Annotated in this window: 21 protein-coding genes; 14 read left to right on the top strand and 7 right to left on the bottom strand. The window is 64.0% G+C overall.

The window, feature by feature from the left end:
- Positions 1 to 94: 94 nt before the first annotated feature.
- Positions 95 to 1,027 (bottom strand): alpha/beta hydrolase, encoded by a 933-nt coding sequence (locus IF809_RS07730; protein ID WP_462837320.1) that lies wholly within the window; start codon positions 1,025 to 1,027, stop codon positions 95 to 97.
- A gap of 164 nt (positions 1,028 to 1,191) precedes the next feature.
- Entirely contained in the window at positions 1,192 to 1,797 is a 606-nt protein-coding gene (locus tag IF809_RS07725) for an alpha-ketoglutarate-dependent dioxygenase AlkB (protein ID WP_462837319.1), read from the bottom strand.
- Between the two features lie 79 nt (positions 1,798 to 1,876).
- Here IF809_RS07725 and IF809_RS07720 point away from each other — a divergent pair, with 79 nt between their 5' ends.
- Positions 1,877 to 2,017 (top strand): hypothetical protein, encoded by a 141-nt coding sequence (locus IF809_RS07720; protein WP_164938899.1) that lies wholly within the window; start codon positions 1,877 to 1,879, stop codon positions 2,015 to 2,017.
- Here the strand turns inward: IF809_RS07720 and IF809_RS07715 are convergent.
- The 3 genes from IF809_RS07715 to hydA form a co-directional block, all read right to left on the bottom strand.
- Positions 2,014 to 2,271 (bottom strand): hypothetical protein, encoded by a 258-nt coding sequence (locus IF809_RS07715; RefSeq protein ID WP_462837266.1) that lies wholly within the window; start codon positions 2,269 to 2,271, stop codon positions 2,014 to 2,016. The two genes, IF809_RS07720 and IF809_RS07715, sit on opposite strands and share 4 nt — an antisense overlap.
- A 103-nt stretch (positions 2,272 to 2,374) precedes the next feature.
- Positions 2,375 to 3,646 (bottom strand): DUF892 family protein, encoded by a 1,272-nt coding sequence (locus tag IF809_RS07710; protein WP_128968477.1) that lies wholly within the window; start codon positions 3,644 to 3,646, stop codon positions 2,375 to 2,377.
- A gap of 105 nt (positions 3,647 to 3,751) precedes the next feature.
- A complete protein-coding gene (hydA, locus tag IF809_RS07705) occupies positions 3,752 to 5,206 on the bottom strand; it encodes a dihydropyrimidinase (protein ID WP_462837265.1) in 1,455 nt (484 codons plus the stop codon).
- 313 nt (positions 5,207 to 5,519) lie between these two features.
- Between hydA and IF809_RS07700 the strand changes: the two genes are divergently transcribed.
- From IF809_RS07700 to IF809_RS07685, 4 genes are all read left to right on the top strand, one after another.
- Positions 5,520 to 6,584: an amidohydrolase family protein gene (locus tag IF809_RS07700; RefSeq protein ID WP_462837264.1), complete on the top strand. Its 1,065-nt coding sequence runs from the start codon at positions 5,520 to 5,522 to the stop codon at positions 6,582 to 6,584.
- Between the two features lie 14 nt (positions 6,585 to 6,598).
- Positions 6,599 to 7,711, top strand: a complete 1,113-nt coding sequence (locus IF809_RS07695) for an amidohydrolase family protein (protein ID WP_164938897.1) — start codon at positions 6,599 to 6,601, stop codon at positions 7,709 to 7,711.
- A gap of 5 nt (positions 7,712 to 7,716) precedes the next feature.
- Positions 7,717 to 8,130 (top strand): Rieske (2Fe-2S) protein, encoded by a 414-nt coding sequence (locus IF809_RS07690; protein ID WP_462837263.1) that lies wholly within the window; start codon positions 7,717 to 7,719, stop codon positions 8,128 to 8,130.
- Positions 8,131 to 8,203: 73 nt separating this feature from the next.
- Positions 8,204 to 8,410 carry a hypothetical protein gene (locus tag IF809_RS07685; RefSeq protein ID WP_092288769.1) on the top strand — a complete coding sequence of 69 codons (207 nt, stop codon included), beginning with the start codon at positions 8,204 to 8,206 and terminating at the stop codon, positions 8,408 to 8,410.
- A gap of 8 nt (positions 8,411 to 8,418) precedes the next feature.
- Here the strand turns inward: IF809_RS07685 and IF809_RS07680 are convergent, their stop codons facing one another.
- Positions 8,419 to 9,264, bottom strand: coding sequence for an SDR family NAD(P)-dependent oxidoreductase (locus IF809_RS07680; protein ID WP_462837262.1), 846 nt, complete (start codon positions 9,262 to 9,264; stop codon positions 8,419 to 8,421).
- A gap of 185 nt (positions 9,265 to 9,449) precedes the next feature.
- Between IF809_RS07680 and IF809_RS07675 the strand changes: the two genes are divergently transcribed.
- From IF809_RS07675 to IF809_RS07660, 4 genes are all read left to right on the top strand, one after another.
- Positions 9,450 to 10,946: an aldehyde dehydrogenase family protein gene (locus tag IF809_RS07675; RefSeq protein ID WP_128968471.1), complete on the top strand. Its 1,497-nt coding sequence runs from the start codon at positions 9,450 to 9,452 to the stop codon at positions 10,944 to 10,946.
- A 120-nt stretch (positions 10,947 to 11,066) separates the two neighbouring features.
- Complete coding sequence (locus IF809_RS07670; protein ID WP_128968470.1) at positions 11,067 to 12,194, top strand: alkene reductase; 1,128 nt, start codon at positions 11,067 to 11,069, stop codon at positions 12,192 to 12,194.
- 179 nt (positions 12,195 to 12,373) lie between these two features.
- Positions 12,374 to 12,877, top strand: coding sequence for a GFA family protein (locus IF809_RS07665; RefSeq protein WP_462837261.1), 504 nt, complete (start codon positions 12,374 to 12,376; stop codon positions 12,875 to 12,877).
- A 108-nt stretch (positions 12,878 to 12,985) separates the two neighbouring features.
- The gene (locus IF809_RS07660) at positions 12,986 to 14,647 is read left to right on the top strand and encodes a thiamine pyrophosphate-binding protein (RefSeq protein ID WP_462837260.1); all 1,662 of its coding nucleotides are present in this window, start codon (positions 12,986 to 12,988) and stop codon (positions 14,645 to 14,647) included.
- 120 nt (positions 14,648 to 14,767) lie between these two features.
- Here the strand turns inward: IF809_RS07660 and IF809_RS07655 are convergent, their stop codons facing one another.
- Positions 14,768 to 16,147 (bottom strand): LLM class flavin-dependent oxidoreductase, encoded by a 1,380-nt coding sequence (locus IF809_RS07655; protein ID WP_462837259.1) that lies wholly within the window; start codon positions 16,145 to 16,147, stop codon positions 14,768 to 14,770.
- A gap of 271 nt (positions 16,148 to 16,418) precedes the next feature.
- Here IF809_RS07655 and IF809_RS07650 point away from each other — a divergent pair, with 271 nt between their 5' ends.
- The 5 genes from IF809_RS07650 to IF809_RS07630 all read left to right on the top strand — a co-directional run bounded on the left by IF809_RS07650 (position 16,419) and on the right by IF809_RS07630 (position 21,103).
- The gene (locus IF809_RS07650; protein WP_462837258.1) at positions 16,419 to 17,813 is read left to right on the top strand and encodes a M20 family metallopeptidase; all 1,395 of its coding nucleotides are present in this window, start codon (positions 16,419 to 16,421) and stop codon (positions 17,811 to 17,813) included.
- Between the two features lie 89 nt (positions 17,814 to 17,902).
- Positions 17,903 to 18,814, top strand: a complete 912-nt coding sequence (locus tag IF809_RS07645; protein ID WP_128968465.1) for an amino acid ABC transporter substrate-binding protein — start codon at positions 17,903 to 17,905, stop codon at positions 18,812 to 18,814.
- A gap of 116 nt (positions 18,815 to 18,930) precedes the next feature.
- Positions 18,931 to 19,662, top strand: a complete 732-nt coding sequence (locus IF809_RS07640) for an amino acid ABC transporter permease (RefSeq protein ID WP_092288760.1) — start codon at positions 18,931 to 18,933, stop codon at positions 19,660 to 19,662.
- 4 nt (positions 19,663 to 19,666) lie between these two features.
- Positions 19,667 to 20,359, top strand: coding sequence for an amino acid ABC transporter permease (locus IF809_RS07635; protein WP_128968464.1), 693 nt, complete (start codon positions 19,667 to 19,669; stop codon positions 20,357 to 20,359).
- A gap of 12 nt (positions 20,360 to 20,371) precedes the next feature.
- Complete coding sequence (locus tag IF809_RS07630) at positions 20,372 to 21,103, top strand: amino acid ABC transporter ATP-binding protein (protein ID WP_128968463.1); 732 nt, start codon at positions 20,372 to 20,374, stop codon at positions 21,101 to 21,103.
- Positions 21,104 to 21,129: the final 26 nt, after the last annotated feature.

Raw genomic sequence — 21,129 nt, 5'->3', positions numbered from 1 at the left:
CCGAGCATAACTGCGCTCCCTCCCCCCTTGTGGGGGAGGGCGGGGGAGAGGGGTGGCCCAGCAAACGGTGCGAGTGAGCGCCCGCGCGGCCCCGCTACGGCAGCCCCCTTGCCTCCAGCTGATGCACCAATAGCAGCGTCGGCTCGGCGAGGCTGTCGCCGGAGCCGTCGAGGCCGAAGGCCGACGCGATGCCGTCGTGGCTGCGCAGGATCGTGCTGCGCGGGCAGTGGCCGGCGCCGCAGAGCGTCTTCTGCAGGGTCTCGCCTTGCGCGATCAGCTTCGCCGGATCATTGGCGGCCCAGGCCAGCAGGATCGGCTCTTCGACATTGAGGATGCCGGGAAACACCGACCGCTTGTCGTACAGGCTGGTGTCGGTGCCGAAATAGGCCTTCTCGCTGTCGCTGGCGTCCTTGCCGACGCGATAGATGCCTGAGACCAGCACCACGGCGGCGGCATCGGCGCGGTCGGCCTGCAACTCGGGATGCGCCAGCAGGCTCGCGACATGGAAAGCGCCGGCGCCGTAGCCGACCGCGACGATCTCGCGGGCGTCGCCGTTGAACAGGTCGATATTGCCGTGGACCCAGGACAATGCCGCCGCCACGTCGGCCGCGCCTTTCGGCCAGGTGGCCGCCGGCGCGAGGCGATAGTTCACGCGCACCCCGATCATGCCATTGCGTGCGGCAAAGCACATCGCCGCGTCCTGGATGTCGCGGGACAGTTCCGGCGCGCCGCGGTCGCCGGTAAACGTGTCGCCCGTCACGAACAGCAGCACCGGTCGCGGCGTGTCCGCCTTGGTGACATCGCTGGTTGCGACGTCGAGCACATTGGCCTCGCTGTCGCCATAGCGCAGGCCCCGCGAGAAGGTGACCTGCTCGCACAGCCGCGCGACGCCGCCGGCGGTGGTGTCGCTATCGGTGAGACCCGTCAGGACAAGATCGGAAGGAGTGGCCGGACGCGCCGGCAGCGGGCCATGTGCCGAGGCCGCCGTTAAGGTCAAAACAAGGAAAAATGCGAGGCAATTCTTGATCATGGCGGTGCCGGACTTGTGCGCTCCCTATTGGGGCGCTCGCCTTACGAGTTCGTGTTGTTGGTTGATCTTGCGGCGATTTCACGGCACGCTCGCTTCGCCCTTTGCTTCCGTTCATTTCCGGCTGGAATGCACAATCCGCGCCGTGGGGCGCGGCGGCCGTTCTACTGTGCATGGGGTTGTTTTCGCGTTTTTGGTCCGTCAGGCTGCTTCATCGTCCGGAACGTGACCGAGTAGCGCCGTGCCTCCACCGGCGGGATGCTGTGCTCCCATTGCGAGCGCGCCTCGCCTTCCATCATGTAGAGCGAGCGGGGCAGGGCCACGAGCGTGTGGCGCTGCCATGTCTCGTCATTGCGGCGGCGGAAGCGGAATTTGCACGGAGAGCCCAGCGAGAGGCCGAGGATCTCCTTGAAGTGCGGTTTGTCGCGGTGCCAGCCGATCCCGACGCCGACGTCGTACTCGGTGCACAGCACCTGCCGCACGCTGCCGTCGGCGAGGCCCGCCCATGCCTCGGCTCGACGCGCGACCGGCCGCACCCAGTCCGGGATCGGCTCGGCCCCGGTCAGCCGCTGCTGCGAATAATCGTATTGGTAGCCGAACCACGCCACCCGGCGGTTGCCCTCGAACGCGCCGAACTGAAAGCGCTGCAGCGGCAATGCTGCGATGCGGCCGATCAGCTCCTGCTCGACAGCGGCGTCGATGAAATTGTCCGTATAGCGCAAGCCCGCCGGCCCCGCCTGCGGTTCGCTGAACAAGCCAAGCTGTGTCATTCCTCGCATTTCCGTGATGGAACCTGATGGCGTCTGGTGCGACTTATCTATGACGCGGAGAGTGATGTGCGAGGCTGTCATGGCAGAGAAGCATTCCGCCGATCCGGTAGAGATCATGCGGGCGACCGGTCATCCTGAACTGGAATACGCCGCCGGCTGGACCATTGCCGGTCTGGTCACCATCGGCACCATCGTCGCCGCCTGGGTGTTCGCGATCTAGGCGACAGGGAATTGGAGCTCGAAGACTACGCCCTCGTCAGAGGGCTTGAGCCGGATCGAGCCGCCATGGCTCGCCATCTCTACGTCACCCGGCACAACATCCGCGGGCGGACGATCGATGCGCTGCGTGCCGAGATCGCGGCGCTCCAGGACATCAGGCGCCCCCGATGCCTCCATGCTGCGGGCGAGTGCGGCACGGTTGGCCAGGGGCTTTCCGGTCGAGCAGGCGCGAGCGGCCTCGCAGGCTGTCAGCATCGCCGGTCGAAACTAGCGTTTCGCATACCGGCGATCGACGAAGGCCGGCCCGTGCAGTGGCACGAGACGGCCGGGTTGATTGCGTCCGCGTCCGGGGCGCTTCCTATTCGGCCTGCTCAAGTGCGGCGGGCATCTTCGCCACCGACATCAGCGACCGCGCCACCTGATTGAGCAGAAGATCGGCGTTCTCCTCTTCGGCAAGGGATTTGGAGAGCAGCGCGACGACCGCGCTGTGCCGGAGCTGCTGCGCGAGGTTGCGTGCCGTGGTGTAGCCGGCCATCTCGTAATGTTCGACGCGTTGGGCGGCCCCGATCAGCGCAAGGTCGGCGGCGGCGTCCTCCTTCTCTTCGCCTTCGCTCATGACCTCCTGGCCTTCCTCGATCAGGCCCATCATGCCCTTGCAGGGCTTGGCACGTGCATTTTCGCCGAGCAGCTCGAAGCATTCGTTGATGCGTTCGATCTGGTTTTCGGTTTCGGCCAGATGCTGCTCGAACAGTTCCCGCAATTGGTCGAACCGTGCCGATTGCGCCATCTTCGGCAGCGCCTTGGTCAGCTGCTTCTCCGCATGAAGAATGTCACGCAGCTCGTGGAGAAGAAGATCGGTCAGCCCGGCCTCGTCGACCGGCGGCGAACTCTCCGCGACGATCGGCGTGGCGGCGCCGGGATCGGAAGACTGAAGTGCAGGCGATTCCGTGAACACCCAGTCTTCTCCCTCGTTCCAGGGACCGCGGGTGTCGATTTCGCCGTGATCGCCGCTGCCGGTGGAATCGTTGAAGTACTGGTTCACGAGGCCGGGCGTCGGCGCGATCCTGCCGATGCTGAAGGCGGGCTTCGACAGGCTTTCCAGCGCGCGCGAGAAAGCCTTCATATGCGTGATTTCCCGCGTCATCAGGAATTGCAATGCATCCTTGCTGCCGGCGTCGTCGCAGAAATTGATCAGCCGTTCGTAGACGATCTTCGCACGCGCCTCGGCGGCGATGTTGCTGCGGAGATCGACGTCGAGCTCGCCGGTGATCTTGAGATAGTCGGCGGTCCAGGGGTTCCCTTGCGAGTTGAACAAATTGACACCTCCGCCGCCGGCAATGGCGATGAGCGGATCGGCTTCGGCAGCCTGACGGTCGTTTCGCGACGGCGCAAGATGCATCCGCGCCAGGCATCCGACGACCTCGAGATGGCTGAGCTCTTCGGTGCCGATATCCATCAAAAGGTCCTTGCGGTCGGGATCTTCGCAATTCAGCCCTTGAATCGAATATTGCATGGCGGCTGCGAGTTCCCCGTTCGCGCCGCCGAACTGCTCGAGCAGCATATTGCCGAAGCGGGGATCGGGTTCGTCGACGCGCACGGTGAACATCAGCTTCTTGACATGGTGATACATGGGGGCGGCTCGCGTTCTGAGGGAAACGATGCGCGACAACCACCGTTGGGAACGATCGTTCCTAAGTCATCTCCAGACATATCGAGGTGCGTAGCGGCCGAACGCTTATGGCGTCACTGCTCTCCGGCTGACGGCGCGTGGCGCAGTCAATTCCTTCCACGTCGAGTTGGCGACGTGCACCGGCGAGAAAGCCGGCCGCTCCACATAATGCCCATCGCCCGCCTCGGCACGGAGATCGCCATCTTTCCACACGATGCGACCGCGCGAGATTGTCGCAGCAGGCCCGCCGGTGCAGGCGAAGCCTTCGAACACATTGTAGTCGATCCGGCTCATCTGCCGCTTCGCGCTGATGGTCTTCGTCACCTTGGGATCCCACACCACGAGATCGGCATCCGATCCGACGGCGACCGCACCCTTGCGTGGATAGATGTTGAGGATGCGGGCTATGTTCGCCGAGGTGACCGCAACGAATTCTTCCTTGGTCAGCCGCCCCGTCGCGACGCCGGCGGTCCACAGCAGCGCCAGGCGATCTTCGAGGCCTCCGGTGCCGTTCGGGATTTTCCTGAAGTCGCCGCGACCAAAGCGCTTCTGCTCGGTCGTGAAGGCGCAGTGATCGGTCGCAACCACTTGCAGCGAGCCGGCTTGCAGGCCGGCCCACAGGCTGACCTGATGCGACTTGTCGCGGAACGGCGGTGACATCACCCGCTGCGCGGAATGATCCCAGTCCTTGTTCTGATATTCGCCGGCATCGAGCAGCAGGTGCTGGATCAGCGGCTCGCCATAGACGCGCTTTCCCGCGGCGCGTGCGCGCGCAATCGCTTCATGTGCCTCGCGGCAGCTGGTGTGCACGATATAAACAGGGGTGCCTGTCATATCCGCGATCATGATGGCGCGGTTGGTGACTTCGCCTTCGACTTCCGGCGGCCGTGAATAGGCGTGGCCCTCGGGGCCGGTGATGCCGCGCGCGATCAGCGCCTCCTGCATCAGCGCAACGACGTCGCCGTTCTCCGCGTGCACCACCGGCATGGCACCGAGGTGAGCGCAACGCGCGAATGAATTGTAGAGCTCGTCGTCGTTCACCATCAGCGCGCCCTTGTAGGCCATGAAATGCTTGAAGGTGTTGATGCCGTAGGTTTTGACCACCGTCTCCATCTCGTCATAAATCTGCTTCGACCACGACGTCACCGCCATATGGAACCCGTAGTCGGCGGCAGCCTTCTCGGACTTGTGGCGCCACTCCTGATAAGCCGCGAGCATCGACTGGCCGGGATCGGGCAGGCAGAAATCCACCACCATAGTAGTGCCGCCGGTCAGGGCCGCCTTGGTGCCCGATTCGAAGTCGTCGGCAGTGACGGTGCCCATGAACGGCATTTCGAGATGCGTGTGCGGATCGATGCCGCCCGGAATGACATAGGCGCCGCCGGCGTCGATGATCTCCGCGCCTGTGGGCGCTGCGATCGATGCGCCGATCGCGACGATGCTGCCGCCCTCGATCAGCACGTCCGCACGGCGCGAATGATCATGATTGACGACAGTGCCGCCGCGGATGAGGAGGGACATGGGAACTCCGGGGAAAGGGAGAGAGCAGAACGCGGCGAGGCTATGCGGGCCGATCGCGATGCGACAGGCGAAATTTTAGTCAACCCCCGCTCGGCTGCTGCGCCGCCCGCCGCATCTCATCATGAAGGACGATGCCGCGCCTCGCGCGATGTCGGCCTCACCTCATATCGCGCCTGCGAAATGCAACCGAGCCATGACGGATCACACATGTCCGCGCCCTTGCGCGTCGGCACGGGCCGGCGCAGTCTGGGTTCGCGGCGCAAGGAACGTCGCCAACAAAGACGTGCTACAAAGACTTGGCGAGGAAGCATCCATGGCGGTGACGCGGATCGACTGCGACATCCACCCGGCCGTTGGCGGCACGCGCACGACGCTGCTGCCCTATCTCAGTGATCACTGGAAAGAGCAGGTGGTGAGCCGCGCCATCGACGGTCTCGATCTCACCTCCTATCCGCCAAGCATGCCGCTCACCGGCCGCGCCGACTGGCGGCCAGCCAATGGCGCCAGGCCGGGCTCGGACCTTGCCATGGTGCAGAGGGGGGCGTTCGACCAACTCGGTGCCAGCCACGCCATCCTCAACGTGCTCTACGGCGCGCAGGCCGTGTTCGATCCGTACATGGCGGCCGACTTCTGCAAGGCCATCAACGACTGGATCGCCGCCGAATGGCTGTCGCGTGATCCGCGTCTGCGCGCGTCGATCGTCGTGCCGATGCAGGCGCCGGATCTGGCGATCGAGGAGATCGAGCGTCGTGCCGGCGACAGCAGGTTTGTCTCCATTCTGGTGCTGGCACAAGGCGAGACGCTGCTCGGCCGCCGGCATTTCTGGCCGGTCTATCAGGTCGCGGAGAAGTACAAGCTGCCGCTGGCGATCCATGCCGGCTCGCAATATCGCCAGGCGCCGAGCTCGGCCGGCTGGCCGTCGCATCGCTACGAATACTATTTCGTCGAAGCGCAGGCGTTTCAGGCGCAGATCCTGAGCCTGATCTACGAAGGCGTGTTCGGCAAATTTCCGGACCTCAAGGTCGTGCTGATGGAGTCGGGCGTGAGCTGGCTGCCAGCCTTCATGTGGCGCGCCAACAAGACCTGGCGCGGCGTCCGCGTCGAGGTGCCCTGGGTCGAGCGTGAGCCGGCATCGATCATCCGTGACAATTTCCGCGTGACCATGCAGCCGTTCGATGCACCTGCGGACGCGACAAGCGTCGCGGAGGTCATCGACCAGATCGGCTCGGACAAGATGTTCCTGTTCGCATCCGACTATCCGCACTGGCAGTTCGACGGCGATGATCCCATCCCGCCGCATCTGCCGAAGAGCATCATCGAAAAAATGTGCGTCGACAATCCGCTGGAGACGTTTCCGCGATTGTCGCTGGTCAACTAATTCAGGAGGTTCGCATGAGTGAAGTCATCGACCGTCCGCTGCGCGACGACGAGAAGCCCGCCGCATCACGGCTGCGTATCGTCGATTGCGACGTGCATCCGAGCCTGAGATCGACGGACGATCTCAACGAGTTCCTGCCGAAACGCTGGCAACAGCACCTGAAGGAATATGGCAGCCATCTGCGCACGCCCTATCTGTTCACGACGCCTTATCCGCGCTCTTCGCCGCTGATCGCGCGGCGCGATGCCTGGCCGCCGACGGGCGGGCCGCCGGGCTCGGATCTCACCTTCATGCAGAAGCAGCATCTCGATCCGCTCGACGTCGAGTTCGGAATCCTGCAGGTGCTCGATTTGTTCATCTTCTCGCAGCAGAACCTCGAATTCGGCGCCGCGATCCAGCGCGCCATCAACGACTGGCAGCTGGCGTTCTGGTCGCACCGGGATCCGCGCCTGAAGGCCTCGATCCTGGTCGGGCAGGACGGCACGGATCTGGCCATCGCCGAGATCGAGCGCTGCGCAAAGATCGGCGAATACATCCAGATCAACGTCTCGCCGCGCGCCAACGAGCCGCTCGGCCGCCGCCGCTACTGGCCGATCTACGAGCGCGCGCAGGCGCTGGATCTGCCGCTCGGCATTCATGTCGGCGGCTATGGCGGGCATCCGCCGACCGGCGGCGGCTGGCCGTCTTATTATGTCGAGGAGCACCAGTCGAATGCCCACACCATCGCGGCACAGCTTGCCAGCCTCGTCATCGAGGGCGTGCCCGAACGGTTTCCGAAGCTGAAGATCGTCTTCATCGAGGGCGGCTTCGGCTGGATCCCGTCGGCGGTGTGGCGGATGGATCAGCATTTCGAGCGCTTCCGCAGCGAGGTGCCGCACCTCAAGCGCAAGCCGTCGGAATATGTCCGTGAGAATTTCTGGTTCACGACCCAGCCGATCGACGAGCCGGACGAGGCGCGGCATCTGCGTGCGCTGATCGAATGGGTCGGCATCGACCGTCTGCTGTTCTCGTCGGACTATCCGCACTGGGACTTTGACGATCCGCGCTTCGCCTTCAAGACGCCGCTGACGGAAGTCGAGCGGAAGAAGATCTTCAGCACCAATGCCCGCGCGGTCTACAAGTTCTAAGTGCCATGGCCCGTCATATCGTCGCGTCCACGTCAGAGATCCCGCCCGGTGGCAACAAGGTCGTCGATATCGCCGGCCGCGACATCGTCGTGTTCCACGTCAATGGCGAGTTCTTTGCGCTGCTGAACCGCTGCCCGCATGAGGGCGCGCCGCTGGAGAAGGCAGCCTGCGTGGCGCGGCTGACCTCGCCGGAGCCGGGTGTCTATGAGCGTTCGCGCGTCGGCGAGATGCTGCGCTGTCCCTGGCACGGCTGGGAGTTCGACATGCGCAACGGCCAGTCCTGGTTCAATCCGAAACGCGTCAAGGTCAGGTCATATCCGGTGGCGGTCGAACGCGGCGACGAGCTCCAGAAGGGCCCGTATGTTGCCGAGACGTTTCCGGTGCATGTCGAAGACTCCTATGTGATTGTCGAACTCTAAGCCGGCATTGCCGATTGAGATTCCAACGCAAGTGAGATATGGCTCTCGCGCTTTCCAGAGGCGGAGACGAGCTTTGTCGAAACAATCCCTGCGTGAAGAGGCCGAGCGCCTGATCCGCGAATCCTTGGAAAAGAAGACCATCGTCGTCAAGCAGGGCACTACCCGCATCGAAGCGGTGTGCGGCAAGTGCGGCGCGCCAAACCGGGTTCAGGCGGAAAAAGGCCAGAGCCGCGTCAAGTTCGCCTGCAAGAATTGCGGGCACAAGCAAGAGACGCTGTAGGCGTTCGCTTAACTCCCCTCCACAAACCTCTTGAACGCATCCGCGTAGTCCGGATGCCAGCGCGACAGCGGCGGGCGGTTCTCGACGATATCGCCGGCGGCCCAGAGCATGCGCTTCTCGTCGAGCGCGCGCGGCACGTCGTTGTCAGGGCAAAGGATGTAGAAATCGCCGGTCTCGAGCCGCGCCAGCATGAAATCGACAGTCTGCTCCGGCGTCCAGGCGCCATCAGGCTTCTCGGTGCGGCCCTTGGCGGTGAGGCCCGTGAACACGAAGCCCGGGATCAGCAGATGTGCGGTGATGCGGCAGTCTTTCGTGTTGCGCAGCTCGTGCTGGAGCGCTTCCGTAAACGCCTTCACGCCGGCCTTGGAGACGTTGTAGGCGGGATCGCCGGGCGGGGTGGTAATGCCCTGCTTCGAGCCGGTGTTGATGATCAGGCCGCGCGTGCCGCGTGCGATCATGTTGGGCGTGAAGATGCGCGCGCCGTTGATGATGCCCCACATATTGACGTCGATGATGCGCTGCCAATTGTCCGGCTCGCCGAACAACGAGCTGCCCGGCTGGATGCCGGCATTGTTCATCAGCAGGTCGGTACCGCCGAATCGCGCGCCGACGGCGCGTTCCAGTTCCATCACGCTGTCGATCCGGCTGACGTCGGCTGCGGATGTCATCACATTCGCCGAGCCCGCGATCGATGACAGTTTTGTTGCAGCTTCCGCCAGCCTGTTCTCGTCGACATCGACGATACACACCTTCATTCCGGCGCGCGCGAACGCCGTGGCCGCGGCGAGACCGATGCCGGATGCGCCGCCGGTGATCACGGCGACATTGCCTTTGGCGATGACAGGATGCGGCATGGCTGTTCTCCGGAACTTGCTCTTGCTCGAGCTATCACATGGCGCTCGCACGACCCCGCACAAGTCGGCATGGCAGGGCTTCGTTCCACGCCGACTTTACGCCTTTTCGGCCCCGCTGTATCCTGCTCGACCTAACGATCCCGCCGAGGTCGAGCCCAATCAATGAATTGACAGGGAGTGCAGCCATGGCTGTGTCGCAGGCTATTCCGATCACGCGCCATCCGTTCGCCAACGGGTCCTACAAGCAGATGCTGATCGACGGCAAGTGGGTGGATGCCGCTTCCGGCAAGCGCTTCGAGACTCATAACCCCGCCACCGGCGAGCTGCTTGCAACCGTCGCCGAAGGAGACAAGGAAGACATCGACCGTGCGGTCGCCGCTGCCCGCCGTGCCTTCGAAGGACCCTGGAGCACGGTCAAGCCGTTCGAGCGGCAGAACCTGCTCCTGAAGCTCGCCGATCTCGTCGAAAAGAATTTCGACGAATTGTCCCAGCTCGACACACTCGACATGGGGGCGCCGCTCAGCCGCACCCGGGCCTATCGCCTGCGCGCCGTCGGCATGCTGCGCTATTACGCCGGCCAGGCCACCGCGATCCACGGCGAGACCATCGAGAACTCGCTGCCCGGCGAGATCTTCTCCTATACTCTGAAAGAGCCGATCGGCGTGGTCGGCGCCATCATCCCCTGGAACGGTCCACTGACTGCGACGATTTGGAAGATCGGCCCCGCCATCGCGACCGGTTGCACCGTGGTGCTCAAGCCCGCCGAAGAGGCGCCGCTGACTTCGTTGCGCATCGCCGAGCTTGCGCTGGAAGCCGGCATTCCGCCGGGCGTCGTCAATGTCGTGCCCGGCTATGGCGAAACCGCCGGCGCCGCGCTGGCGTCGCATCATGACGTCGACAAGGTCGCCTTCACCGGCTCACATGTCACGGGCCAGTCGATCATCCGCGCTTCCGCCGGCAACCTCAAGCGTGTCTCGCTCGAGCTCGGCGGCAAGTCGCCGGACATCGTGTTCGCGGACGCCGATCTCGATGCGGCCGTGCCGGGCGCGGCGATGGCGGTGTTCGCCAATTCGGGTCAGATCTGCAGCGCGGGCACCCGGCTGTTCGTCGAGCAGGCGATCTATGAGGAGTTCGTCGGCCGCGTCGCCGAGTTCGGCAAGAAGCTGCAGGTCGGCAACGGCCTCGATCCCAACGTGCAGATCGGCCCTCTGGTGTCCGAGCAGCAGCTCGAGCGCGTCACCGGCTATCTCGACATCGGCCAGAAGGAGGGGGCGCGTGCGCTGGCCGGCGGCGGCCGCGTCACCGAAGGCCCGCTTTCGAAGGGCTTCTTCGTCTCGCCGACAGTGTTCGCGGGCGTGCAGGACAACATGCGCATCGCGCAGGAGGAGATTTTCGGCCCGGTCATCTCCGCCATTGCGTTCAAGGACATGGACGAACTCGTCAAGCGTGCCAACAACACCACCTTCGGCCTCGGCTCGGGCCTGTGGACGCGTGACGTTACCAAGGCCCATGCGGTTGCAAAGCGCCTGCGTGCCGGTTCGGTGTGGGTCAATTGCTACCAGGCCATGGACCCGGCCGTGCCGTTCGGCGGCTACAAGATGAGCGGCTATGGCCGCGAGTCCGGCAAGCAGCACGTCGAGGAATATCTCAACGTGAAGGCCGTCTGGATCAAGACGGCGTAAGGCCTGTTCTCTCGCCGCATTCCACGGGAGAGATTATCTGCTTTTGCAGGGGCGGCACCTTTTCCAGGTGCGGCCCCTCGCTATATGCTTCCCATCCTTCCATCGTCATTCGGGGCCCACATGAAATTTCCGGCGTTGTTTAGACCGTTGCAACTCGGTCCGTACAAGCTCGCGCACCGCGTTGCGATGGCGCCGCTGACGCGCATGCGCGCCGAGCGCGACAGTTTTGCTCCGCGCCCGCTCAACGCCGAATATTACGGCCAGCGCGCGACCAAAGGCGGCCTGATCATCGCGGAGGCTTCGCCGGTGCTTGCGCAAGGCCGTGGCAACCCGGCAACGCCCGGCATCTATTCGGAGGCGCAGATTTCCGGCTGGCGCAAGGTGGTCGATGCCGTGCACGCCAAGGGCGGCATCATCTTCCTCCAGCTGTGGCATGTCGGTCGTGTCTCGCATTCCTCCTTCCACGGCGGGGCGCTGCCGGTCTCGGCGTCGGCGATCCCGATCAGGGCCGACGGCATGAAGGCGATGACCGCGGACGGAAAGCTCGCCGATTACGAGACGCCGCGCGCGCTGGAGACCGAGGAGGTCAAGGGCATCGTCGAGGCCTTCAGGCAGGCCGCGAAGAACGCGCTCGCCGCAGGTTTCGACGGTGTCGAGATCCACGGCGCCAATGGCTATCTGCTCGAACAGTTCCTGCAGTCGCGCAGCAACCAGCGCACCGATCAATATGGCGGCTCGATCGAGAACCGGGCGCGCCTGCTGCTCGAAGTGACGCAGGCCGCGATCGACGTCTGGGGCGCGAACCGCGTCGGCGTGCGGCTGTCGCCGCACGGCATCGCCAATGATTCGGTCGAGCCCGATCCGATGCCGCTCTACACTCACGTGGTGAAGGCGCTCGACAAGCTTGGTCTGGCCTATCTGCACTTGATCGAGCCGCGCTCCAGCGGCGCCGGCCGGGCCGATGTCCACTGGGAGAACGTGCCCTCGGCCATGGTGCTGTTCCGCCCGCACTACAGCGGTGTGCTGATGACCGCGGGCGGCTTCACCGGCGAGACCGCGAATGCGGCGATCGCCGATAGACACGCCGACATCGTCGCCTTCGGCCGCATCTTCATCTCCAATCCCGATCTGCCGCGGCGCCTCGAGCACGGCTATCCGATCACGCCGTACAACCGCGCGACCTTCTACGGCGGCGAGGAGAAGGGGTATACGGATTACCCTGTCTATGACGAGCTGGCGCCGGCGTAAGTCTCTCCCGTCATTCGGGGTTCGCGACCACGTCGCGCCCCGGAATGACGAGCTTGCTTTGTGGCGCGATCGTCACCACAATTTCCGTCATTGCGAGCGCAGCGAGGCAATCCAGGATATTTCCGCGGAGGCAGTCTGGATTGCTTCGCTGCGCTCGCAATGACGACGGAGAGAACTTCATGGCCAAAGCCGCAGCCGCCGTAGGGATCGCCACCGGTCAATGCCTCTGCGGCAAGGTCAGCTTCGAGATCGACGTCCCCGCGCGCTGGGCCTGGCACGATCACTCCGCGTCGAGCCGCCGCGCCCACGGCGCGGCTTACGCGACCTATGTCGGCAGCTGGAAGAAGCGCTTCCGCATCACATCGGGCAAGACCGCGCTGTCACGCTACGAGGACAAGGCGACCAAGACCGCGCGCAGCTTCTGCTCGCATTGCGGCACGCCGATCACCTATGAGCGTCCGCGCGGCCCGCACATGGTCAACATCCCGCGTGCGTTGTTCAAGGAACGCACCGGCCGCCAGCCGCTCTATCACATCGCGATCGAGGAGCTGCAGGAATGGACCTATACCGGCGAGCCGCTGGTGCCGCTAAAAGGCTTTCCCGGTGTGGTCTGGCAGCGCTCGAAAAAGAAGAAACGAGCGGGTGGCGAAGATCCGCTCGAACTGAGGCGGGAGGAGATGTAGCGCGTCTCGTCCACGCAACGCAGCCATGACCGCGCTTCCTTGCGCGCCTCCCAAAACTTCGGCCATCATGCCTCCGTGCTTGCGGCAACGTCCGCTTCCGGAGGAAACATGAAGAACAAGATCACCGGCCGCTCCGCCTTTCTCGCGCTGCTCAAGGACGAGGGCATCACGCATCTGTTCGGCAATCCCGGCACCACCGAGCTGCCGATCATGCATGCGCTGAAGGATCACCCTGATCTGACCTACGTGATGGCGATGCAGGAGAGCCTGGTGGTGGCGATCGCCGACGGCTACAGCCGCGCCTCGGGAAAGCTCGTCGCCTGCAACGTCCATGTCGCGCCCGGCCTCGGCAATGCGATGGGCTCGCTCTATAACGCCCAGTTCACGGGCACGCCGATGATATTGACCGCCGGCCAGCAGGAGCAGGGCCACGGGTTGATGGAGCCGGTGCTCTATGGCCCGTTGGTGCGGATGGCCGAGCCGCTGGTGAAATGGGCGGTCGAGGTGACGCGGCTGGAGGATTTGCCGCGCATCGTTCGCCGTGCCGCCAAGGTCGCGACCACGCCGCCGACCGGGCCCGTGTTCATCTCGTTACCGGGCGATATCCTCAACAGCGAAGCCGGCATTGATCTCGGCCGCTCCACCCGCATCGACGCGCGCGCAAGGCCATCGGATGGTGCGCTCAGGGCGTTCTCCGCGCGCCTGCTCAAGGCCGAACGCCCCGTGATCGTCACCATGGACGAGGTGGTGAAGAGCGATGCGCTGAAGGAGGCGGCCGAACTCGCCGAGCTGCTTGGCGCTGCCGCATATCAGTCCTCGACGCCCTATGGCGCGCACTTCCTCTCGCAGAGCCCGAGCTTCGTCGGCACGCTCGCGCGCGTGCAGAAGGTCGCGCGCGATACGCTCGCGCCCTATGATCTCCTGGTCGCGCTCGGTGGCGATCCCCTGCGGATGTCGGTCCATAGCGAGGTCGACGCGCTGCCGGACGGACTCGGCATTCTGCAGATCGGCCTCGTCGACTGGGAGATCGCCAAGAATTATGGCGCCGAGATCGCCCTGAAAGCAGATGTGAAGGAAACGCTGCGCGCGCTGATTCCGATCGTGAAGGAGATGGGCGGCGCAGCCCTCGCGGAGCGCGCGAGGCAGCTTCTTGCCGATCTGGCGCCGAGGAACTGGACCGCCCGGCGCGCCGCTTTGGTCGAGCAGATCGGCAAGAGTGCGGACTGCACGCCGATCGATCCGGATTATCTCGTTCTGCAAATGGTCGAGGCCATGCCCGACAACGCCATCCTGGTCGACGAGGGTCTCACCTCGAGCCGCCAGATCACCGCGCTGCGTCCGCATCGCGACCGCTATGGCTATCACGGCCTTGCCTCCGGCGGCATCGGCTGGGGCCTGCCCGCCTCGGTCGGCGCCAGCATCGCCAATCCGGATCGCCCCGTCGTGTGCTTCTCGGGCGATGGCAGCGCGATGTATTCGATCCAGTCGCTGTGGACCGCCGCGCATCACAAGCTGCCGCTCAACGTCGTCATCGCCAACAACGGCGGCTACCGCATCATCAAGCAGCGCCTGCTCGCATTCCATGGCGACGACAATTACGTCGGCATGGATTTCGTCGATCCGCCCGTGGATTTTGCCGGCGTTGCTAAGGCGCTGGGCTGCGAGGCGATCAAGCTCAGCGATCCGCGCGAGCTGAAGGCGACGCTGACGTCGGCGTTCAATCGGCCGGGGACGAAACTGATCGAGGTGATGGTGGACGGGAAGGTGTAGGGGGCGCCCGCTCTCTCACCACCGTCATTGCGAGGAGCGTAACGACGAAGCAATCCAGACTGCTTCCACCGAGGGATTCTGGATCGCTTCGCTGCGCTCGCAATGACGAAGAGGCCGGAGCTACCCCGTCTTCCCCACCCGATACCCCGCCGCCGGATGCGGCGCATCCAGCCGCGCACGCCCTTCGCCGAACAGTTTCTCCCGCAGCGTGCCCTTCGCATATTCGCTCTTGTACCGTCCGCGCTTGGTCAGCTCCGGCACCAGCATGTCCGCAATATCCTCGAAATCCCCGGGCGAGATCGCAAACGCCACGTTGAGGCCGTCAACGTCGGTCTTCTCGAACCAATCCTCGATCTTGTCCGCGACGCTTTCGGGCGTGCCGACCACCACCGGGCCGGCGCCGCCGATGCCGACATGTTCGATGACGTCGCGCACGGTCCAGACGCGGTCGGGGTCGCCGCGGGTGACGTTGTCGAGTGCGCTGCGGCCGGCATCGTTCTGGACATGGCGGACCTGCTGGTCCAGCTCGTAGCCGGAGAAATCGATACCGGTCCATCCCGACATCAGCGCCAGCGCGCCTTCCGGATTGATGTGTGAGCGGTAGTCGGCATGTTTCGCCGCCGCTTCCGCCTCGGTATTGCCGAGGATGATCGTCATCATGTTGAACATCAGGATCTCGGCCGGGTCGCGGCCGAGCGCTGCGGCTTCCTGGCGGATCGCGGCGACGCGTGGCGCGATGATCTTGGCCGAGGGGCCAGACATGAACACGCATTCGGCGTGCTTTGCCGCGAACTGCCGGCCGCGCGGCGAGGTGCCGGCCTGGTACAGCACGGGCGTCCGTTGCGGCGACGGCTCGCTGAGATGAATGGTGTTGTTGATGCGGTAATTCGCGCTCTCATGATTGATGCGATGGACCTTGCTCGGATCGGTGAATATGCCGCGTTTGCGATCCCGCAGCACGGCGTCGTCCTCCCAGCTGCCTTCCCAGAGCTTGTAGACCACCTCCATATATTCGTCGGCGATGTCGTAGCGGTCGTCGTGTCCGGTCTGCTTGTCCTTGCCGGCGCCGCGCGCGGCGCTGTCGAGATAACCGGTGACGACGTTCCAGCCGATCCGTCCCTCGGTGAGATGGTCGAGCGTCGACATCCGCCGCGCGAACGGGTAGGGCGGCTCGAAGGAGAGATTGCTGGTGACGCCGAAGCCGAGATTTTGCGTTACGGCGGCCATCGCCGAGAGCAGCAGCAGCGGCTCGTTGGACGGCGTCTGTGCTGCATTGCGCAAGGCTGCGTCAGGGCTGTTGCCATAGACGTCGTAAACGCCGAGCACGTCGGCCAGGAACAGCCCGTCGAAACGGCCGCGCTCGAGCGTTTTGGCGAGATCGATCCAGTATGGCAGGCGGTTATATTCGGCGGTGCGGTCGCGCGGATGGGTCCACAAGCCCGGTGACTGGTGTGCGACGCAATTCATCGCAAAGGCGTTGAGCCTGATCTGTTTGGCCATGCTGGTCCCCTGGCGCCCTGTACTGAGCGCTCTTCGAATGATAGACGTGCGCCCCAACTTGGCGACGTTCTTGCATATAACTGGCCCTTAGCAAGGGCCAAAGGAGAAAGGCTGGCGCTTGGCAAGGTCAAAATCGGCGATCTCCGGCCCTTGGCAAGCCAATCTCAAGAGAGCAATTACGAAATCCCAAGAACGATCCAAGCCCAGCCACTTTCGAGGATCGGCGTAGCCAGCTACGCTCCGCGGCCTTGAAACCTTGAAAACGAAAGCAATGACCAGAGCCGACGCCATCGCCCGCGCCCGTGACGATTTCAAATCCGGCGCCTTCCTTGCCGAGCTCGACCGCCGCGTCGCCTACAAGACCGAGAGCCAGAATCCGTCCCGCGGCCACGAGCTGCGGGCCTATCTGGAACAGGAGATGATCCCCTCCTTTGCTGCGCTCGACTTCACGAGCCGGCTGGTCGAATCCCCCAGCGGCAAGGCACCGTTCCTGTTCGCCGAACATCACGAGAGCCATTCGGCTCCGACCGTCTTGATCTACGGCCATGGCGACGTCGTCGACGGCATGGAGGGAGAGTGGCGCGATGGCCGCGATCCCTGGCGCACCACGACGGCGGGTATTCGCCTCTACGGTCGCGGCACTGCCGACAACAAGGGCCAGCACAGCATCAACATGGCCGCGCTTCGGGCCGTGCGCGAAGCCCGCGGCGGCAAGCTCGGCTTCAATGCAAAATTCATCGTCGAGATGGGCGAGGAGATCGGCTCGCCCGATCTCGGCAAGGTCTGCGACCTCAACCGTGACGCGCTCAAGGCCGATCTGTTCATGGCCTCCGACGGGCCGCGGCTGTCGGCGGATCGGCCGACCCTGTTCCTGGGCTGCCGCGGCGGCATCCGCATTCATCTCGATGTGAACTTGCGCGACGGAGGCCATCATTCCGGCAATTGGGGCGGCGTGCTCGCCAACCCCGCGACCATCCTGGTCAACGCAATCTCGACGCTGGTCGATGGACGCGGCCGGCTTCAGCTCGAGGCGCTGAAGCCGCCGCGGCTCACCAACCAGATCCGCAGCTATCTCGCCGACGTGGAGGTGGTCCCGACCGCGGACGAGCCCGCGCTCGCGGAGAACTGGGGCGAGGACGGGCTGTCGCCGGCCGAGCGGCTCTATGCCTGGAATACGCTGGAAGTCCTGGCGATCTCGTCGGGCAATATCGAAAAGCCCGCCAATGCCATTCCCGGCCACGCCAGCGCCGTGCTGCAACTGCGCTTCGTGGTTGGCACCAAGGTGGATGGCCTGATCGATGCTGTCAGGGCCCATCTGGTTGCGAAGGGCTTTCCGATGGTCGAGGTGCGGGCAGCCCAGAGCTTTGCCGCCTCGCGTACCGATTTCGACAGCCCCTGGATCAAATGGGCGGCCGATTCAGTGCGGGCGACCACCGGCAAGGCGCCGGCCGTGCTGCCGAATTTCGGCGGCTCGCTGCCGAATGACGTGTTTTCCGAGATTCTCGGCCTGCCGACGATCTGGGTCCCGCACTCCTATCCCGGCTGCTCCCAGCATGCGCCCAATGAGCACATTCTGCTGCCCTTGACCGAAGAGGCCTTGACGGTCATGGCGGGGCTGTTCTGGGATCTCGGGGAATTGCCGAAGCCACTGACCTCGGCGCATTAACCTGAGCTGCGATCCCGCCGAAAGTCACATTCTAATCCGGGCCGATTTGTGCTTGCATCCGGCCGCATCATCCTGAAAGGGGAGAAAAAGTGAAACATTTCCGTAGCATCGGGCTCGCGCTCGCCGCGACCTTCGCTGTCAGTCAGGCTGGGGCCGAGGAGCTGACCGGCACGCTGAAGAACATCAAGGACACCGGCGCCATCACCTTGGGCTTCCGCGACTCCTCGATCCCGTTCTCCTATCTCGACGACAACCAGAAGCCCGTCGGGTTCGCGATGGACATCTGCTACAAGATCGTCGACGCCGTGAAGAAGGAGCTCAAGCTCGACAAGCTCGAAGTGAAGCTCAATCCCGTCACCTCGGCGACGCGTATCCCGCTGATGGCTAACGGCACCATCGACCTCGAATGCGGATCGACCACGAACAATGCCGAGCGCCAGAAGCAGGTGTGGTTCACCAACACCCACTTCCTGACCGCCAGCCGCTACGTCTTCAAGAAGTCGAGCGGGCTGAAGTCGATCGATGATCTCAAGGGCAAGACGGTGGTCTCCACCGCCGGCACCACCAACATCAAGCAGCTGACCGAAGCCAACGTCGAGAAGAAGCTCGGCGCCAACATCATCCCGGCCAAGGACCACGCCGAAGCCTTCCTGATGGTCGAGACCGATCGCGCCGTCGCCTTCGTGATGGACGACATCCTGCTCGCCAGCCTCGTCGCCGGCTCAAAGAATCCGTCCGATTACGTCATCTCCAAGGACGCGTTCTCCAAGCCGGAGCCCTACGGCATCATGCTGCGTAAGGACGACGCCGCCTTCAAGAAGGTGGTCGACGCCGCAACCGCCGCGCTCTACACCTCCGGTGAAGGCCAGAAGATCTACGACAAGTGGTTCATGCAGAAGATCCCGCCGAAGGGCCTGAACCTCAACACGCCGATTTCCGAAGAGCTGAAGCACGAGTTCGCCAAGCCTTCGGACTCGCCGAACCCGGACGACTACAAGTAAGATATATCCTCGATCTTTCGATCGGGATCATGTCCGGCCACTCTTGACACCAGAGTGGCCGGACATTTGCATAGGCGGCGGGACATCTCTGACTGGCGCGTTCGCGCGGGGGACACGTGAACTACCATTGGAACTGGGGAATCTTCTTCCAGCCGAACCCGATGGGGACCGGCACCTATCTCGACCTGTTGCTGTCGGGACTGGCGCTGACCCTCGAAACCGGAGTGCTGGCCTGGATCATCGCTCTGATCACCGGATCGGTCGTCGGCGTGATGCGCACATTGCCGTCGAAGGGCGCCAACTGGTTCGGCTTCGCCTATGTCGAATTCTTCCGCAACATGCCGCTCCTGGTGCAGCTCTTCCTGTGGTTCTTCGTGCTGCCGGAACTGCTGCCGAAATCGGCTGGCCTGTGGCTGAAGCAATTGCCGAATGCGCCGTTCTGGACGGCTGCGATCGGCATCGGCCTGTTCATGTCGGCCCGCGTTGCCGTGCAATTGCAGGCGGGAATTACCTCGCTGCCGAGGGGGCAGAGAATGGCGGCGACGGCGCTCGGGCTGACGACGGTGCAGGGCTATCGCTACGTGCTGCTGCCGATGGCGTTCCGCATCATCCTGCCGCCACTGACCTCCGAGTTCCTCAACACCATCAAGAACACGGCGGTCGCCATCACCATCGGCCTGCTCGAGCTGACCGGAGAGGCGCGCTCGATGCAGGAATTCTCGTTCCAGGTGTTCGAGGCCTTCACCGCCGCGACACTGCTCTATCTCCTTGTCAACGCCGTCGTCGTGACCGCGATGCGCTTCCTCGAGCGCTACGTCGCGATCCCCGGCTACATCACGGGGAAATAGCGCCATGTTCAGCAATTTCGATTTCGACGTCATCATCCGTGCACTGCCCTATCTGTTCTACGAGGGCATGAGCTTCACGGTGATGCTGACGGCGCTGTCCGCCCTCGGCGGCCTGGTCTTCGGCACGGCGATCGCCCTGATGCGGCTGTCCGGCTTCAAGGTGCTCGGGCAAATCGCCGGCCTCTATGTCGACTTCATGCGCTCGCTGCCGCTGGTGCTGGTGATCTTCTGGTTCTACTTCCTGGTACCCTATATCGGGCAATGGTTGACCGGCGCCGCGCGGCCGATCAGCGTCGGCGCGTTCGCGTCCTCGCTCATCACCTTCATCATGTTCGAGGCCGCCTATTTTTCCGAGATCATGCGCGCCGGCATCCAGTCGATCTCGCGCGGGCAGCCGGCCGCCGCCAGCGCGCTCGGCCTGACCTACGCGCAGACCATGCGCTATGTCGTGCTGCCGCAGGCCTTCCGCAACATGTTGCCGGTGCTGATCACGCAGACCATCGTGTTGTTCCAGGACACCTCGCTCGTCTACGTGCTGTCGATCACGGACTTCCTCGGCGCCGCCAGCAAGGTCGCGCAGCGCGACGGCCGTCTGGTCGAGATGTATCTGTTTGCCGCAGTCGTCTATTTCACCATTTCCTGTATCGCGTCCTACGGCGTCCGCCGCCTCCAGTCGCGCATCGCCATCATCCGCTAGGGCAGGTCGGTCATGATCGAAATCAGCCACGTCAACAAATGGTACACCCCGAGCTTTCAGGTCCTGACGGATTGCACCACCAGCGTCACCAAGGGTGAGGTCGTCGTGGTCTGCGGCCCTTCGGGCTCAGGCAAGTCGACCCTGATCAAATGCGTCAACGCGCTGGAGCCGTTCCAGAGCGGCGACATCTCGGTCGACGGCACCAAGGTCAACGATCCCAAGACCAATCTGCCGAAGCTGCGTTCGCGCGTCGGCATGGTGTTCCAGCATTTCGAGCTGTTTCCGCATCTGAAGATCATCGACAATCTCTGTCTCTCGCAGGAGAAGGTGCTCGGCCGCTCGCACGACAAGGCGGTGACGAAGGGCATGCAGCTGCTGGAGCGCGTGGGCTTGAAGGAGCAGGCGCAGAAATTCCCGGCGCAGCTCTCCGGCGGTCAGCAGCAGCGCGTCGCCATCGCGCGCGCGCTCGCGATGGATCCGATCGTGATGCTGTTCGACGAGCCGACCTCGGCGCTCGATCCGGAGATGGTCAGCGAAGTGCTCGACGTCATGGTCGACCTCGCCCGCGAAGGCATGACCATGATGGTCGTCACCCACGAAATGGGCTTTGCCCGCAAGGTCGCCAACCGCGTGATCTTCATGGACCGCGGTGAGATCGTCGAGGACGCGCCGAAGGACGATTTCTTCGGCAAGCCGCGCAGCGACCGCGCGCAGAAATTCTTGTCGAAGATTCTGTCGCATTAAGCTGCTCTGTCATTCCGGGATGGCCC

The sequence above is a fragment of the Bradyrhizobium sp. UFLA06-24 genome (assembly GCF_054967145.1).
This window is presented reverse-complemented; position numbering and strand designations above follow the sequence as displayed.

What these genes read in the sequence shown, in the direction of transcription:
- IF809_RS07725 (WP_462837319.1), bottom strand. Translation starts at nt 1,797, where the DNA reads ATGACACAGCTTGGCTTGTTCAGCGAACCGCAGGCGGGGCCGGCGGGC.
- IF809_RS07720 (WP_164938899.1), top strand. Translation starts at nt 1,877, where the DNA reads ATGGCAGAGAAGCATTCCGCCGATCCGGTAGAGATCATGCGGGCGACC.
- IF809_RS07715 (WP_462837266.1), bottom strand. Translation starts at nt 2,271, where the DNA reads ATGCTGACAGCCTGCGAGGCCGCTCGCGCCTGCTCGACCGGAAAGCCC.
- IF809_RS07710 (WP_128968477.1), bottom strand. Translation starts at nt 3,646, where the DNA reads ATGTATCACCATGTCAAGAAGCTGATGTTCACCGTGCGCGTCGACGAA.
- hydA (WP_462837265.1), bottom strand. Translation starts at nt 5,206, where the DNA reads ATGTCCCTCCTCATCCGCGGCGGCACTGTCGTCAATCATGATCATTCG.
- IF809_RS07700 (WP_462837264.1), top strand. Translation starts at nt 5,520, where the DNA reads ATGGCGGTGACGCGGATCGACTGCGACATCCACCCGGCCGTTGGCGGC.
- IF809_RS07695 (WP_164938897.1), top strand. Translation starts at nt 6,599, where the DNA reads ATGAGTGAAGTCATCGACCGTCCGCTGCGCGACGACGAGAAGCCCGCC.
- IF809_RS07690 (WP_462837263.1), top strand. Translation starts at nt 7,717, where the DNA reads ATGGCCCGTCATATCGTCGCGTCCACGTCAGAGATCCCGCCCGGTGGC.
- IF809_RS07680 (WP_462837262.1), bottom strand. Translation starts at nt 9,264, where the DNA reads ATGCCGCATCCTGTCATCGCCAAAGGCAATGTCGCCGTGATCACCGGC.
- IF809_RS07675 (WP_128968471.1), top strand. Translation starts at nt 9,450, where the DNA reads ATGGCTGTGTCGCAGGCTATTCCGATCACGCGCCATCCGTTCGCCAAC.
- IF809_RS07670 (WP_128968470.1), top strand. Translation starts at nt 11,067, where the DNA reads ATGAAATTTCCGGCGTTGTTTAGACCGTTGCAACTCGGTCCGTACAAG.
- IF809_RS07665 (WP_462837261.1), top strand. Translation starts at nt 12,374, where the DNA reads ATGGCCAAAGCCGCAGCCGCCGTAGGGATCGCCACCGGTCAATGCCTC.
- IF809_RS07660 (WP_462837260.1), top strand. Translation starts at nt 12,986, where the DNA reads ATGAAGAACAAGATCACCGGCCGCTCCGCCTTTCTCGCGCTGCTCAAG.
- IF809_RS07655 (WP_462837259.1), bottom strand. Translation starts at nt 16,147, where the DNA reads ATGGCCAAACAGATCAGGCTCAACGCCTTTGCGATGAATTGCGTCGCA.
- IF809_RS07650 (WP_462837258.1), top strand. Translation starts at nt 16,419, where the DNA reads ATGACCAGAGCCGACGCCATCGCCCGCGCCCGTGACGATTTCAAATCC.
- IF809_RS07635 (WP_128968464.1), top strand. Translation starts at nt 19,667, where the DNA reads ATGTTCAGCAATTTCGATTTCGACGTCATCATCCGTGCACTGCCCTAT.
- IF809_RS07630 (WP_128968463.1), top strand. Translation starts at nt 20,372, where the DNA reads ATGATCGAAATCAGCCACGTCAACAAATGGTACACCCCGAGCTTTCAG.